This window comes from Pseudanabaena sp. PCC 6802 (genome assembly GCF_000332175.1).
Taxonomy (GTDB): Bacteria; Cyanobacteriota; Cyanobacteriia; order Pseudanabaenales; family Pseudanabaenaceae; genus PCC-6802.
In genome coordinates this window covers 3411847-3427214 of record NZ_KB235914.1, presented here as the reverse complement: position 1 = coordinate 3427214, position 15368 = coordinate 3411847, and the positions used below count along the sequence as shown (strand labels likewise).

Below are 15368 nucleotides of genomic sequence, written 5' to 3'. Positions count from 1 at the left end.
CACAAAATGCCAGGATCAATACTATCTTGTTTTGGGTCGCTATAAACTCTCTTTCCCAACCCCCATACCTTTAGAAGGGCGCTTTCACTTTTGTTTCTTTGTAGTCAAGTTCTTTGAGCTTGCGCAGAATGCGGGCGAAGTATTCTTGTAGGTATGACTCAAGCGTAGTTAGCTCGGCTGTGTCGATACCAAAAATTTGACAGGTCTCATCCATATCTGCCGCTAAAGGTATGCCGCTAGCCAGAACTTCGCTAAATGCCATGCGCTCTGATATGCTCCAACCCCATTCAAAGGCGCTTGTGACATTGCGGACAAACCTGAGCAGGCCAATTGGCATATTGGCCGTACGAGCAGTACGTCCTGATAGGCGCTCGCACAGACGTACGATCTCGCTGGGCGACCAGGTCTTAGGCCCGGCGATCGCATAGGTTTGGCGTTTGGCTGGTTCGAGCGCTAGCGCTGCGATCGCAAATTTGGCAATATCCTGGGTATTCATGTAAGCGATCGGGGATGTTTCGCCCGTGATCCAAACAGTTTGGTTTTCCAGAATGGGGATAGCATATTGACCGATCAGACCTTGCATAAACCCACAGGGTCTGAGGATAGTGTAATTGAGTTTGGTTTGGGCTAGGAACTTCTCCGTACAGTGTTTAATATCCATTAAAGGGACGTTGGGATATTTCTCTGCATTCAGAATCGAGAAAAAGACAAATTTTTCCACGTTAGCTTTTTCTGCCGCCTGAATCAGAGACACTTTACCAGTCCAGTCCACTTCCTTAATTCTGAGTGCGTCGGTTGCTCTGGTGGTCGCAGCATCGATTACCTGCGTGACACCTTCCATAGCTTTCTCAATGGTGTCCGGTTTGGTAAGGTTTCCGACAATTAGATCTGCGCCCCACTCCTTCAGAAAGCCCGCTTTTTGAGAGTTGCGTACTAAGCATTTGACCTTAAGCTCCCGATCTAGCGCGTGACGAGTAATTTGGCGACCAAGTGTACCTGTCGCACCAACGATCAGTAAGCTCATAGGACTTTATATTATATTAAACAAACATTATTAACTTTTACAAATATTAACAGAAACGAGTACAGCCTAAAGTAGTAAATTCACCCTACTCGGGTGAAGGATTTGTGGCTGTAAAAAATCTAGGTGTTAGACCAAATCATGGCGGCCTTGCATAGCCAGGTCAGAGCACAGGTAGAAAAAAGCCGAAATGGACGACCCTGATAATCGTAGACTCACAAGCGGTGAAAAACACTTGTACTGACAGTACTGAGTCGAAAGGATTTTGCTCCATTCCAATCTACATTTGCTAAACAAGAAGAGTCGAGACGTTCAAAATAAACATCCCCGAGGGTTCCTCCTCCAAAGACTTAACTAAAAGCCTTGAATTCAGAAGGCAGCAAAATTTCTAGAGATGTTTCAACTTCTAAAATCTCTGCCTCGCTGCAAGGGGACACGATTTTTCCCTGAGCAATTCCTATTTGGGCTAACAGATTTTGCCATCTAAATTTCATTGAACCCATTACTTTTAGACATTCCTAGATACAAAGAAGTTAAGCAAGTGCGATCGCACGGTCTGGTATTTCTCCAAGGTACGCCGATCGATATGTTTCGTCTTTTTAGCTAGGTACTGGTCGAAAATTTCTACCACTGACAGGTATTTTTGCCGCGATAGTAGCTCTTTGTCTGGACGATACTTGTTTGATGTTTAACGGGACTGACGGGGCTCGAACCCGCAACTTCCGCCGTGACAGGGCGGTGCTCTAACCAATTGAACTACAGTCCCAATCGCTCATTTTTTGAGCGATCTTCATTTTGCAGACTAAATATGTTTTTGTCAATACAGTTCTGCAAGTCTTGGCCCGAATTAAATTGACAAGCCTAATTTAAGACCCAGGGCAGCATGGACGACTAATAACACTAAAATGGCACTGCCAAGATAAGCATGGGCTGTGCGAAGGGCGGGCTTGTTGCCGCCAAATCCTGTTAGTGAAATCGCACCGTTGATTGCTAATAAAGTCAGTACTGCGGAGCCAGTCAGAAAGTGGGGGCTTTCCAGCAGTGGTTCCTTTTGCATGACTAGAGATAGTAAGCCGCCTGTATATCCTGTTGCCAAAAATACTGTCATCAAAGAGGCTATTTTGCGGTGTTCGGCTTTATTTTTATTTGCTACCTCGGGATCGGTAGCCGTGCGACCGCGCCAACCAGCCAGACCAACAAAACTACCCATCACAAAAATCACGATCGCCATGAAAAATGGGTGCCCCCAATGCACGACTGGCGCTGGTACGCCCAATTTACTAAAACCATCAGCAATTGGCTGTAGAAACTCAGCTAAGTTAGACGTTGCGTTAGACATAGTGTTAAATTCCCTGCATGTTACAGAAATATTCTAAATTGTGAAGATAAATTAAGAAAGCGTCCCAACCTGCGCTAGGATCGATGGTGCATTTTTAAGAAACCCTAGGAATATTCATGACTACATCCCCCGATGCCATTAAACAACTCAAGCAAGAAGTAGGAATTGCCGCTGCTAAACGAGTGAAGTCAGGCATGGTTGTCGGCTTAGGTACGGGTTCGACAACAGCATTTGCGATCGCCGAGCTAGGAGCCAGAATTGCATCGGGAGATCTGAAGGATATTGTGGGCATCCCTACCTCATTTCAAGCATCGGTATTGGGGAAAAAGTATGGCGTGCCGATCCGCTCCCTTGACGACGTGGATCGGATTGATGTGGCAATTGATGGAGCGGATGAGGTCGATCCTGCTAAGAACTTGATCAAGGGTGGGGGGGCTGCCCATACCCGCGAGAAAGTAGTGGATTCCCTCGCCGAGCTTTTTATTGTTGTCGTAGATGAGTCGAAATTAGTCGATAAACTTGGTTCCACGTTCGCAGTGCCAGTAGAAGTGTTACCGATGGCGATCGCGCCTGTAAGTAAAGCGATCGAGCAGTTAGGTGGGAAACCCGAGTTACGCATGGGAGTCAAAAAGGACGGTCCCGTAATTACCGATCAGGGCAACATGGTACTGGACGTGACTTTTAGCGATATTCCCAATGCGGCTGAGTTGGAGAAAACCCTGAATAATATTCCTGGCGTACTGGAAAATGGTCTATTTGTGGGCGTAGCCGATCTAATCCTGGTCGGCGAGTTCAAAGATGGCAACCCTATTATTCGCGAAATTAGCTAAAGTGCCCGAATCGGGCAGGTGAATTTTTGTAATCGGCGTGATTATTAATTCGTACCACTGGCAGTCGCGATCGCTCCCAGAGGGAACTACGGGAGCGCAGGTGTGGGAAGCCCTTTTTGCCGATTTGCCGCTCGCGGTTCTACTGGAAAGTCCCGCCCATGCTTTATCAAGGCTTTCTCGCTATGCGATTGCCGCAGGTAGTCCTCGTCAAATGTGGTTGCCGCCGGTTGGTGAAATATTGCCTTGTTTGCGAGCATTGCAGTCGAGTTTGACATCCTCTTGCGATCCCACCGACAAAGCTTCAGCATCTGAGGCAGAATGGCAAGACTTACCATTTACAGGCGGCTATTTAGGTTGGTTAGGCTACGATCTGGCATGGGAAATCGAAAAACTGCCCTATCTCAAATCTGATGTTTTGCCCTTTCCGGTTGCTTTTTGGTACGAACCGGAATGCTTTGTCGTCATCGACAGTCAGGAAAATTTAGCCTGGCTAGCAGCGAGCGATCGCCTGCAGTTGCAGAATCTCAGCGATCGGCTATCGCGAGAATTAGATCTGGAATCGAGAAATAAGCAGCAAAACTCCGACCGAGAGTGCATTCTCGATCTCACCAGTCATAATCATCAAGATTTAACTTTCACGCCGGATGTTGACATCTACACCAACATCGTCCGCCAAGCTCAGAAACATATTTATGCGGGTGATATCTTTCAAGCAAACCTATCACTGCGATTTGGGGCGAAATGCTCTAGTGATGGTTGGGAGATTTACAAACGCTTGCAACGCATCAATCCATCGCCCTTCGCCAGTTATTGGCGCACGCCTTGGGGCGAAGTAATTAGCGCCTCGCCGGAGAGACTCGTGCAACTACAGGGCGATCGCGTGCAGACTCGCCCGATCGCTGGCACGCGATCGCGAGGCAAAGATGCCCGCAGCGATCGGTTGCAGGCAGAGGAGTTGCTGGCCTGTCCCAAGGAACGGGCAGAGCACATCATGCTGGTAGATCTGGAGCGCAACGATCTAGGGCGAGTGTGTACCTGGGGTAGCGTGCAGGTAGACGAGCTATTGGAGATCGAACGCTACAGCCATGTCATGCATATTGTCAGTAATGTCATCGGCCAACTGCGAAGCGATCGCGATGCGATCGATCTAATCCAAGCTGTATTCCCTGGGGGAACGATTACCGGCTGTCCCAAGGTACGCTGTATGGAGATTATTGAAGCCTTAGAACCGCATCGCCGCAGTTTGTTCTACGGCTCCTGCGGCTATATCGATAGGCGCGGAATGGATCTGAATATTCTGATTCGCACCTTATTAAAGTGCGGCGATCTCATCTGGGGGCAGGTAGGCGCGGGTATTGTAGCAGATAGCTTGCCTGAGAGAGAATGGCAGGAATCTCTCCACAAAGCGCAAGCGCAGCTTGTCGCTCTAGGGATTATTTAAAGAAAACTCTCGTAATCTCTCCGCGATCGCCCCAGATTTTCGGGCAGGCACGGGGGCACAGCCCCTACAATTATTGGTATACTTTGAATTAGTCTTCTTCCCAATTTTCTACTGCTAGTAGATAGGAAATCGGGTCTTGCATGGTAAAGTCGAACTCCAGAAGTTCCTGTTTCCAATGCTTCCAATCATCCCCAAAGATTAGTGCAATTTGCCAGAGGCTATCGGTGGGCTTAACCAGTTTTGATTCCACCAGCGATCGCACTTGATTTTGAAACTTCACCATAGGGTGAGCAACCTGTGTCGTAATCATATTTTACCTAAGTTGTAAGATTAGTTTATTTAGTAGCAGCCTGCGCGGTAATTATCTCTGCCGCTAAGCTGAGTATGCGTATTTGCAGTTTTACTTTGATAGAGATTCGGTGTTGCTTATCTATAATCGATCCGAAATTGAGCCATCTCTGACTGTAACTTATCTGTAACTATTTATATAGAATAGCTGGTAGTCCTGAAGAAATAAGGATATTTAAAGGCTAAGGGTTTGGGGGCTTGTCCCCAAGCAGGGGCGCAGCCCCTACAACCCCACTTCGATCCTTACTTCAATATCACTACAGAATAGCTAAACTGATAATAGAACTTTTAACAGCGACTGATAATACACCTTTTTATATAAATTAGCAAATTCTTTGGCAAATCCTCTTGCAAGTTCTGGCATGTTCCAAACAACTCGCCGTCGCCTCGCCCTGTGGTACACCATGGTGACTGCTGTTTTACTCCTATTATTTGCCAGTGGTTTCTACGGTTACGTGCGCTTAACTTTAATTGACCGGATTGACGACACGATTACCCATGTGGCTGAGGTACTGGAGCGATCGCTGCTGAAAGATAGTTCGCCTAACTTTAAAGATAGTTTTAGCGACAGCGCCGCCGATCTGGAAGACGATCGCATCGAAATTGAATGGTTCAGCCCTAGGGGAGATTTGCTCTGGACGACCATGCCCAATCTCCCTATCGTGCCGCTGCCAAAGCAAAGTTTAGAGACGATGCAGCCCACCTATCGCACGGTGTATCTCACGCCCACCGATCCGCTACGCCAGATTACGGAGCCGATCGCCTCCAGCAAGGAGTTGTTGGGGTTTCTCCGCATCAGTCACCCCTGGTTTGAGGTAACGAAGCCAATTCAGCAGTTATTTCTCGACTTGACGGTTGGCACGACGATTATGGTGGTGGTGGTGGCGTTGTGCGGTTGGTGGTTGTCTGGCATTGCCATGGAACCCGTACGCGATTCCTATCAGCGGTTAAAGCAATTTACGGCGGATGCTTCGCATGAGTTGCGAAATCCGATCGCAGTGATTCAGACCAATGCCCAAGTGGCTTTAGCCGATCTCGATCCGGCGGTGCAATATCAACAATTAGAGATTATCGAGCGTCTGACACGAAGATTGGGCAAACTACTGGACGATCTCTTATTTCTAGCGCGCCAGGACAGCGGTATCGTCAACTCACCAATGGAACCATGCAATCTCTATCGGGTTTTGCACCAGGTGGTCGAGGAGCAGCAGATAATTGCCCAGGCAAAGCAGATCGAGTTGGAGTTATCCTATCGCGATATCAATCTCTCAGTCTTAGGCAACAGCGATCGGCTTATGCGTCTGTTTACCAATCTGATCGGGAATGCGATCGCCTACACGCCAAATGGGGGCAAAGTCAGTATTTCCTATCAGATCGTAACTCCACAAAATCAAATTCAAGTACAGGTACGCGACACGGGTGTGGGCATACCAGAATCGGCTCTCCCCCATATCTTCGATCGCTTCTACCGCCATCAACCGCAATCTACGGGCGGCTCCGGCTTGGGATTAGCAATTGCCAAAGCGATCGCCGACAATCATCGCGGTCAAATAAAAGTTGAGAGTTCTCCTGGTACAGGTACAATCTTCACAGTTACATTACCTCAAGCGATATCTAAGATTGCTAAACTTTAATATAGCGGTATCAAGCAGGCCGAATGGCGCTGAAGTCAGCCAGAATGCGACTGTAGTTGCGAATTATGCCTAACATATGCAGGCGATTTTGCCTGACCTGGAGGTCTTCATCCATCACCAGCACATCATCGAAAAACTTCGCCAGCACTGGGGCGATCGCTTCTAACGATTGCCATAGCTGCTCAAAACTAGGATCGTCCGGCAAAGCCGCGATCGCTTGATATAAATCTCGTTCCGCAGGTGCTGCTAGCGTGGAGGCATCCACTACACTCTGAATCTCAGTCACATCTTTACCTAAGCTTCCCTGCGTGGCAAGGCGAGAAGCACGATTGACGACTTCATATACATCTGCCATACTGCCACCTTGACGAGCTTGTTGGAGGAATAGGGCGCGATCGCGAGTGCGGCTGAGATTGTGGAGAGCATCGACGGCATAGTCATCATCTTCCATCCCAAATACCGCATCAACCAGGTCGTAGTCGATACCATCGCGCTCTTGTAATAGAGTGCGCGCGCGCTGCTCGAACCACTTGTAGAGATTGGATAGAATTTGCTCGCCCGGTTGGGGCAGCTCTATTTGCGCTTGATAGATGGATGCCATTGATGCGAGTAATTGTGGGATATCCAGCGCGTAGTTCCCATTCCAAGCAATCTGCACGATGCCTGTCGCTGCCCGTCTGAGCGCGAAGGGATCGGAGGAGCCAGTGGGAATAATACCCAGGCCGAAAATGCCAAATAGAGTGTCGATGCGATCGGCGATCGCCACAATCTGACCCGCGAGCGTCTGCGGTAAAGCATCACCTGCTCCCTTGGGTAAGTAATGCTCCAGGATTGCTGTGGCAACTTCGGCATCTTCTCCACTGGATTGGGCATAGTATCGCCCCATTACTCCCTGCAATTCGGGAAATTCTTTCACCATCTGCGTTACCAGATCGGCTTTGCACAATTGCGCGGCGCGATCTATATGCTTGCTATCTGCCTTGGTAATTTTGAGATTTGGGATGGCCTCAACTACAGCCCGAGCCGCCTGTCGAATCCTATCTACCTTAGCGCTTACCGAGCCAAGTTGTGCTTGGAATGTGACCTTCTCCAATTCAGGTAGATAACTCTCTAGCGATCGAGCGCGATCGGCTTCGTAGAAAAACTTACCGTCAGCCAAGCGGGCGCGGATCACGCGCCCATTCCCAGCCGCAATCAATTTTGACTTATCGGGATCGCCGTTGGAAATAGTAATAAAGTAGGGGAGCAATTGCCCAGGCACATTTCCCGCGCTGTCTTCAGACTCAGAATTAACCGATGCATGCATGGGGAAGTAGCGCTGGTGGCTGACCATTTCCGTTTTGATTACTTCTACGGGTAATTCTAAAAATTCCCGCTCGAATTCACCTACTAATGCGGTCGGCCACTCCACGAGTTGCGTTACTTCTGCCAATAGGTCTGAAGGGATTTCCGGCTGCGATCGCATCAATTCCGCTACGCCATTAATTTGATTGCAGATCGTTGCCTGGCGCGCCTCAGTATCCACCATCACATGTGCGGCTTGCAGGGCTGAAACGTAATTGGCAGCAGTATCGATAATGACGGGTTGGGGATGCAGTACGCGATGCCCTTGAGTAATGCGATCGCTGTGCAGATTCTCTAAACTCAGCGGCAGGATTTTGTCATCCAGCAAAGCTACTAACCAGCGAATCGGACGCGGGAATTTCAGGTCGCCCGTACCCCAGCGCATCAATCTTTTGCCTTCGAGTCCGGTTATCCACTCCGGTGCAATCTCTGCCAAAATTTCGGCGGTGGGCTGTCCCGTAATTTGCTGCTTGGCAAACACAAAAGCACCTTTATCCGTTTCCTGCACGAACAGAGCGCTGGGTTCTACACCCTTAGATTTAGCAAATCCGAGTGCTGCTTTAGTTAATTCTCCTTTGACATCACCATTGACAAACGCGGCGGCAACGGCGGGGCCTTTGCTCTCAACTTCGCGATCGCTTTGCTGGGCAGGCAAGCCTTCGATGACAACAGCAAGGCGGCGCGGCGTACCGTAAATTTTCACCTGTGTGGGCGTGAGGTGACGATCTCCGAGACTGAGGGGAATGCGCGATCGCCACTGTTCTATGGCACTAGAAACAAAGCTAGCTGGTAACTCTTCCGTCCCAACTTCTAGTAGAAAAGTCAGTGAATTCTTAGAATGATTAGTCTTTTTGGCAGCCATTACGATCTTTAAAACCGGAGAACCGTGCGCGGATAATGCCCAAAACTTCCAGGCAGGTTACCATCTTAATTCTTTGGCTTGCCACCTGCAAATAATTCTTACAGCCAGCCATCCCTCCGCAATCGCCCACTCGATCGAGGGCAGGCACGAAGGCGCTGCCTCTACATCTTCTGCAAAAATACCCGAATGCCCGATTGGGGGCAGGCACGAAGGCAATACCCCTACATTAACTGCAAATATTGGTATTTTTCGCGAATATCGTCTTATTTGCTCAAATCTCAACTTTCTGGCAGAGGAATAAACTCGGTTTCTCCAGGTACCTGCCCTAATTTCCCGTCGCGCCAATCCTGCTTGGCTTGTTCGAGTCGCTCTGGCTTATTGTAAATAAAATTCCACCATTTATGCCGCTCCCCAACTGGTTCGCCGCCAGCAATAATGCAACGAGCGTCGCGATCGCACTCAATTTCAACTGCTGCCCCTGTCTTCAATACTGCTAACCGATGTTGTGCCAGCGGCTCGCCATCGATTTTTAGCCCTTCGGTGACGCTGTAGACGGATTGCTCGCTGTAATCATCGGGCAATGTGAAGCGCGATCCGGACTTCATCTGGATATCAAGGTAAATAATGGGTGAAAACGTCTGTACGGGAGATGAGCGATCGTAGGCTTGCCCAGCAATTAACGTAAACAAAACGCCGTCCTGCTCCCATCTGGGCAGATCGGCAGCGGGGTAGTGGCGGAACCAGGGTTCGGTTTCTGCATGTTCGTCCGGCAGTGCCACCCAGGTTTGAATGCCATGCAGGGTTGCTTCGCGATCGCGAACGGCAGGAGGGGTACGTTCGGAATGCACGATACCGCGCCCTGCGGTCATCCAGTTTACTGCCCCAGGATGAATTTCCTGCACGTAGCCCAAACTATCGCGGTGCAGGAGCACGCCTTCAAACAAGTAAGTAACGGTTGCCAGATTGATATGGGGATGCGGTCGCACGTCAACGCCTTTACCTGGGGGAAATACAGCGGGGCCGAGATGGTCGAAAAAGATAAACGGCCCCACCAGGGTTCGCACATCCGAGGGCAGCAAGCGACGGGCATAGAAGCCACCAAGATCTTGAACGTGCGGTTCGATTAATTGCTGAATGCTCTGACTCATGATTAAGCTTGGCAGATAAGGGTTTATGCTATAGCGGTTTTCATTTGAGAACGGGTTTTATTTTTGGGGTGAAGGGGTTCCACCCCTTCTTGGGGGCAACGCCCCCAAATCCCCTACTCTTTGCGATCTGAAAACCGCTATATAACTCTGTTTAAGCTTATCGGTTGGGTGCTTAAAAAGTCTCTAAAAATAATCTTTACTTTTGTCTGAAAAGGAAATATCAAGAGCGATCGTAAGTCGTGCTTCACTTTATACATCACGTATAGTTAAGATGCGGATTTAACAACCATAGTCCTCCTGCTTTTTATTTTCAGATCGATCGAAATCCTCAAAGAATTGGTGCGTTGCGTTTCATTGGACTATGATAGAAATCTATCGATCGCTACTTAACTGGCTCCCGACCGCATCCACTAATGGCACTATTCGCATTAGTGTGAGTCTTTAGGCAACCCTAAATTACAGAATTCTGCTCTGTAGTTATGAATACCAATCGCCCCTGGTCAGTTAAGGAGAGCGGAGATCGGGCATAATTGCTTGATGCTGCTGGGTTCATTTTGGCTCAATTCCCCTACAGGCTTGGAAACTGTGGTAGAATCCACAATAGGAATTATTTTGGTTGTGTAATTCGTTTTACAGGCGTTTCTCCGAAACTAACTCTCTACACTCTTTAATTTTGGAGACGTGCCGTGTTCCTCGTAAAAATAAACTCAAACAGGCTAAGCCTGACAAATGCAACCCTAAGTCATGTCTACTTTAATGGAGCGATCGCATGACTCCAGATGCAATACGCATACTTTCTCAACTAAGGACTGAGTTCTACTCTCTCTTTGCTGATGCCATGAAGGTTCCAGTGAATATTTCGATTACGAACTCATATTCGAGCAATCCTCCAGTAGCCTCTTGGTTAGATAACCAACAGAAACTGAATTACGTTCACGTTTTTGCGTATACAGCACCAGATGAATTAGTGCCTAAACGTCCCTTAATTCTGCGCATTGCTATTAACAAAGGTGCTTATGTTGGGATGACCAAGCGGGGAAAAGGCTGTCAGGGACTCAATCGGAGTTGGTACTTTGAGCTAACTCTATTGCCGGAGGAAATCTTAGACTTCCTCCCCTGGCTCGTCAACCTGGTTAAGTCTAAAGATAAGAGTTCTGCCTCGTTTGTGCCAAATTCTCCTTATCCGCTTGATTGCAAAACATCCAATGCGCAGTTAATCCGCAATGCATGGACCCAAGAAGCCAGTAGCAGACTATCAAAGCAATTACTCGCCGCACAACAGCAACAAGAAGCTGCTTTGTGTTTGAATACTTCTAAGAGACTGCTATTCGGGCGATCGATATCGTCACCAAAGGTATGAACCTTGAAATCACCCTATTCAAACAATTTACAAAAATACTAAACTTCTCCTGGATGATTTATACTGCGATATAGCAAATATAGCCGTAGACAGATCTGTCTACGGCTATACAACAAATTCTGGTTTGTTACCCCCCTTTTCTTGGAGTCCGCGCAGGCGGACTTTGTCTGTATAGCCGCGACTTCCAGTCGCCAGCAAATTTTAAGGGGTAATTAATGCGGATTTGGTATTACTTAATCACCAGGTAATATAGCGCTCCATCGTTATTCATCAAACCTGCTCGATTTTTGGCAACATTGCCCGTACCCATAAACACATCAACTCTACCCGCACCCCTAATCGCCCCGCCAGTGTCCTGATCCAGTACAAAGCGACCGATGGGCTGAAACTCAAGTTTGCCTGATTTTCCCTTAGGCATGGGAATGGATGTGTGAATCAATGCGATCGCCCCTGGCGGCATGATCGATTTATCAGTGGCGATCGAGCGCTCAGCCGTGACGGGTACGCCAATACTACCTGTAGCAGGCGATCCTTGGGTTTCCCGAAAGAAAACGAAGCTCTCATTGCGTTGGAGATATCCTTCCAGTTGATTGGGATATTTGTCGAAGTATGCCATCAGAGATTGCAGCGTCACTTCCTCCAACTTCATCTTGCCATCGTTCACCAGGTGCCTTCCCACAGATGAGTAAGGGCGATCGGTTTTAGCGGCAAAGCCTACAGTCATGATGGATTTATCCGGTAGAATCAGGCGCGCTGAACCCTGTACGTGCACCAGAAATGCTTGGAAGCGATCGCTCAACCAGGCAATTTCCAGCCCCTTTAATCTATTCCCCGTTTCAAATTGTTTTCTAGTAGGATGTGGCTTCGGCCATGCATAAAATTCATTAGGCAAAGCGTAGAGGGGATATTTGAATTTCTCGGTGCGAGTGCGACTCGCTTCGTAAACTGCTTCGTAATAGCCGGTAAAGTGAACGGTACCCTGGCGATCTACTCCTACGGATTTATAAAAGTCAAATTCGCGGATGACGGCAGCTTTGAGAGCTTTGGCATCAGGAACAGTTTTTACCAACTGTCGGAACCGGATCAGGCTGCGTTCGACCCGTTCGCGACTAATTCCAGCCACGGGATAGCTCTTTGCCGCCGCAGGCGTGTTGATATATGCGAGGCTGCGATCGATCGCGGCCAGGAGTTTAGGGCGATCGCTGGCCAGCAGGTCGTCGTTGGGCAAAGCCTCCAGAGCAGCAGTGTTTTTAGGATCCAGCTTAACCAATACCCGATCGCTAGTAGCACGGCTAATTTTCCTGGCGCGTTGAATTGGGATTACCTTAACAGGTGGACGGTTTACCTTAGGGCGAGGCTTAGAAATGGCAGCATTAGTTTCCAGCGTAGAGGGAATACCTATAAATAACGCTAAAAGGTAAGTCGGCACGATCTTTTTCAGAAATTGATTTTGCAAGTTCACCTCGCCCTCACGCTCGCATTGTCTAAATTTTAGTTTAATAGCATATTAAGCCCTCAATATTAGGACTGTTTTGTGGCATTGAAGTTGCCAATAATACTCTCCCATTTGCGACGACTAAACCCTGTGCTTCTTGAATGGGATATGCAGGTTTAGTTGTAGTTGGCGATGCAGAGCGATCGCGTTCCGATTCAACCCGATCTCGATCTATATTCGAGTTAGCAGAATTCGAGGTTGCGTCCTGACCTTGTAGCTCGCTCACTTGATATTGACTCGCGACTTTGTCATCGTAGGGCGATCGCGGCAAGCCCCCCTGACCCGTAATTACAAAGCTCCCACGCTCGGCGTTGCGGCGTGCCAAGCAACTATTTGTAATTAAGCTATTGGGATCGGTAAAGGAAATTGCGATCGGCGCGAGGGAATTTTGCAGGTCAATTTCGGGCGTTCTAATCTCCACTACACCATTAATGCCTAGCTGTGAAGTGGCTGAAATCGAACTATTCGCGGTGCGGAAAAGACCTTGAGTGTCGATCTGAATATTGCCACCCTGACCTTGAAACGCGCTAGCAGTGATGCGACTGCGATCTAAAAGCGCGATCGTATCGGCATTAATGTCCAGGTTTCCACCATTGCCCAAATTGGCAGCAGTGGCAGAAACGACACTGCTATTGCGAAGTACCAAATCCCCAACTTCAAAGCGAATGTTACCACCAGTCGTAGTTCTACTGGCAGCCGTGATTTCTCCACCATTTTCCACCCTAAGCGTACGAGCTAAAATCTCCAGGTTGCCTGCTGACCCAGTTGCCTCAGCCGCTACCGTAATAACCGCACGATCTTTGACAATCAAGCGATCTGCCGATATGCGCAGATTGCCAGCATTCCCTACCCCTACCGACTGCGCAAAAATACCACTGGGGAAATTACCAACTCGACCGCTCAATTCGATGATGTCGGTAGCAGTAACTCGAAGATTCCCAGCATCGCCCACAGTTGCTGAAGATGCTGCTACTGCTCCCCCATCTCTAACTCGCAATTGCTTAGTTTGCAAGCTCAGATCGCCAGCACTACCAACTCCAAACGATGTCGTGAATATGCCGCTGGGTGATGCCAAACGCGGTGAGATTCCGCTTATATTGGTCGATTCTGCTACGCGAACATCTACGTTACCTCCTCTGCCCGAGCCAATGAAAACCGATGCTGAGACAAGCCCCCCATCTTTAATTGTGAGATTGTTTGTCTCTACTACAATCTGGCCAGAGGAGCCAGTACTAAGACCCTGTAGCAAGATGCCGCTGAGCGTAAAAATCTCGGCAAAGAAATTAGCCGGCAATCTGGCAGCGGCACCTAAGCTTAAGAAAGGTGGAACCACCGGAGTCCCACCCGTGAGATTTGCCACTCCCGTAATTTCTATGGAGTCCGATGCTTTGACGAATAGGTTGCCGCTCTGACCGCTTCCGGCTGTTGCAATCCCCAATCTACCCCCATCTTTTAAGAGTAATTTGGAAGTTAGAACGCGAATATCGCCGCCTTTGCCGGTTCCTACCGTGTTAGTGATGATACCGCTGAGGCGAGTTGGTGGCGATAAGACGGATTCTCCTTCGACAACAAATAGATCGCCTTGAGAGATATTAACGGAATTAGCAGCATTCACGAATATCGGCTTGCCCGTACCTTCACCAAAGGTAGTAGATTCAATTCGCGAGCCACTGGTGATATTCAAATTATGACTCTGCAAACTAATCGCACCACCAGTCAGGCCGCTGGTATTGAGTTTGGCTAGATTGGATAACTCGATATTGCCAAAGTTGGGAATGTTAGTATATCCCAAACTAAAGCCGGAATCATCGGGCAAAATGCTCGCCGTACCTTTACCCTTAACGCTGCCCAACTCGATTCTACCTTGCGGTGCCGTGATGCTGCCATTATCGATAAGGATATCTCCACCGATTAAACCAATGGTTTTCTGCGGCTGTACTTGCAATCCCACCTTGACAAAAGGAGGAGCGGTAGGATCTGGGTTAGTCGTCGGAATAGTGGTTTGAGAGCGGTTGACAATATTACCTGGATTGCTGCCAAACACCAGACCCACAGGCGCGCTTACTGTTAGTAAAGGCGCAGGTTGAGGATTCACCGCACTGAAGCGATCGCCATTATTGAAAGCGATCGCCTCAGCCGTACTAGCAAAAAACGAACCGCCAATATTCAGGCTGGCATTAGGGCCGAATACAATCCCATTGGGATTGATCAGAAATAGATTAGCACTACCATTTGCTCGAATTAGTCCATCAATATTGGAGATCGAACTACCCGTGATGCGCGTAATAATATTTTCTACATTCGTGGAATTATTAAAAAAGGCAGTATTGCCAGCATTGAGCGAGAACTGTTGAAAGCTATGAAATAGATTCTTCCCTACTTCACTACCTCCGGTTACAGTAATCAGATTTCCATTCGGAGTCACAACTGAATTTTGCCTTAGAGTTCGATCTGGAATTATCTGAGCTACCGCTGGAGATGGTAGTAGCGCGATCGCCAATACGATCCCGAGCGATTCCGCGTGCATTCGACCCATCTGCGCCATC

Annotated in this window: 12 protein-coding genes and 1 tRNA gene; 4 read left to right on the top strand and 9 right to left on the bottom strand. The window is 48.5% G+C overall.

Annotated elements, in window-relative coordinates:
- Nucleotides 1-70: 70 nt before the first annotated feature.
- The 3 genes from PSE6802_RS0121680 to PSE6802_RS0121665 all read right to left on the bottom strand — a co-directional run bounded on the left by PSE6802_RS0121680 (nucleotide 71) and on the right by PSE6802_RS0121665 (nucleotide 2360).
- Nucleotides 71-1024, bottom strand: a complete 954-nt coding sequence (locus PSE6802_RS0121680; protein WP_019502136.1) for an NmrA family NAD(P)-binding protein — start codon at nucleotides 1022-1024, stop codon at nucleotides 71-73.
- A gap of 689 nt (nucleotides 1025-1713) precedes the next feature.
- Nucleotides 1714-1787: transfer RNA gene (locus tag PSE6802_RS0121670), tRNA-Asp, on the bottom strand.
- Nucleotides 1788-1868: 81 nt separating this feature from the next.
- A complete protein-coding gene (locus PSE6802_RS0121665; protein ID WP_019502134.1) occupies nucleotides 1869-2360 on the bottom strand; it encodes a DUF4079 domain-containing protein in 492 nt (163 codons plus the stop codon).
- A gap of 116 nt (nucleotides 2361-2476) precedes the next feature.
- Between PSE6802_RS0121665 and rpiA the strand changes: the two genes are divergently transcribed.
- Complete coding sequence (rpiA, locus tag PSE6802_RS0121660) at nucleotides 2477-3190, top strand: ribose-5-phosphate isomerase RpiA (RefSeq protein WP_019502133.1); 714 nt, start codon at nucleotides 2477-2479, stop codon at nucleotides 3188-3190.
- A gap of 37 nt (nucleotides 3191-3227) precedes the next feature.
- Nucleotides 3228-4631: an anthranilate synthase component I gene (locus tag PSE6802_RS0121655; RefSeq protein ID WP_019502132.1), complete on the top strand. Its 1404-nt coding sequence runs from the start codon at nucleotides 3228-3230 to the stop codon at nucleotides 4629-4631.
- 88 nt (nucleotides 4632-4719) lie between these two features.
- Here PSE6802_RS0121655 and PSE6802_RS0121650 read toward each other — a convergent pair whose 3' ends face one another.
- Nucleotides 4720-4938 carry a DUF4327 family protein gene (locus tag PSE6802_RS0121650; protein ID WP_026103464.1) on the bottom strand — a complete coding sequence of 73 codons (219 nt, stop codon included), beginning with the start codon at nucleotides 4936-4938 and terminating at the stop codon, nucleotides 4720-4722.
- Nucleotides 4939-5341: 403 nt separating this feature from the next.
- On the opposite strand from PSE6802_RS0121650, the gene PSE6802_RS0121645 reads away from it, so the two are divergent.
- Entirely contained in the window at nucleotides 5342-6613 is a 1272-nt protein-coding gene (locus PSE6802_RS0121645; protein ID WP_019502130.1) for a sensor histidine kinase, read from the top strand.
- A 10-nt stretch (nucleotides 6614-6623) separates the two neighbouring features.
- Here the strand turns inward: PSE6802_RS0121645 and glyS are convergent, their stop codons facing one another.
- The 3 genes from glyS to PSE6802_RS0121635 all read right to left on the bottom strand — a co-directional run bounded on the left by glyS (nucleotide 6624) and on the right by PSE6802_RS0121635 (nucleotide 9967).
- Nucleotides 6624-8819: a glycine--tRNA ligase subunit beta gene (glyS, locus tag PSE6802_RS0121640; RefSeq protein ID WP_019502129.1), complete on the bottom strand. Its 2196-nt coding sequence runs from the start codon at nucleotides 8817-8819 to the stop codon at nucleotides 6624-6626.
- A complete protein-coding gene (locus tag PSE6802_RS33775; RefSeq protein ID WP_156815616.1) occupies nucleotides 8800-8967 on the bottom strand; it encodes a hypothetical protein in 168 nt (55 codons plus the stop codon). Before PSE6802_RS33775 ends, glyS begins: the two co-directional genes overlap by 20 nt.
- A gap of 130 nt (nucleotides 8968-9097) precedes the next feature.
- A complete protein-coding gene (locus PSE6802_RS0121635; protein WP_019502128.1) occupies nucleotides 9098-9967 on the bottom strand; it encodes a pirin family protein in 870 nt (289 codons plus the stop codon).
- Between the two features lie 769 nt (nucleotides 9968-10736).
- On the opposite strand from PSE6802_RS0121635, the gene PSE6802_RS29960 reads away from it, so the two are divergent.
- Nucleotides 10737-11327 (top strand): hypothetical protein, encoded by a 591-nt coding sequence (locus tag PSE6802_RS29960; protein ID WP_193372421.1) that lies wholly within the window; start codon nucleotides 10737-10739, stop codon nucleotides 11325-11327.
- Between the two features lie 229 nt (nucleotides 11328-11556).
- On the opposite strand, the gene mltA is transcribed toward PSE6802_RS29960, so the two are convergent.
- Nucleotides 11557-12789 (bottom strand): murein transglycosylase A, encoded by a 1233-nt coding sequence (mltA, locus tag PSE6802_RS0121625; RefSeq protein WP_019502126.1) that lies wholly within the window; start codon nucleotides 12787-12789, stop codon nucleotides 11557-11559.
- A gap of 34 nt (nucleotides 12790-12823) precedes the next feature.
- The gene (locus tag PSE6802_RS29955) at nucleotides 12824-15358 is read right to left on the bottom strand and encodes a two-partner secretion domain-containing protein (RefSeq protein ID WP_162139232.1); all 2535 of its coding nucleotides are present in this window, start codon (nucleotides 15356-15358) and stop codon (nucleotides 12824-12826) included.
- Nucleotides 15359-15368: the final 10 nt, after the last annotated feature.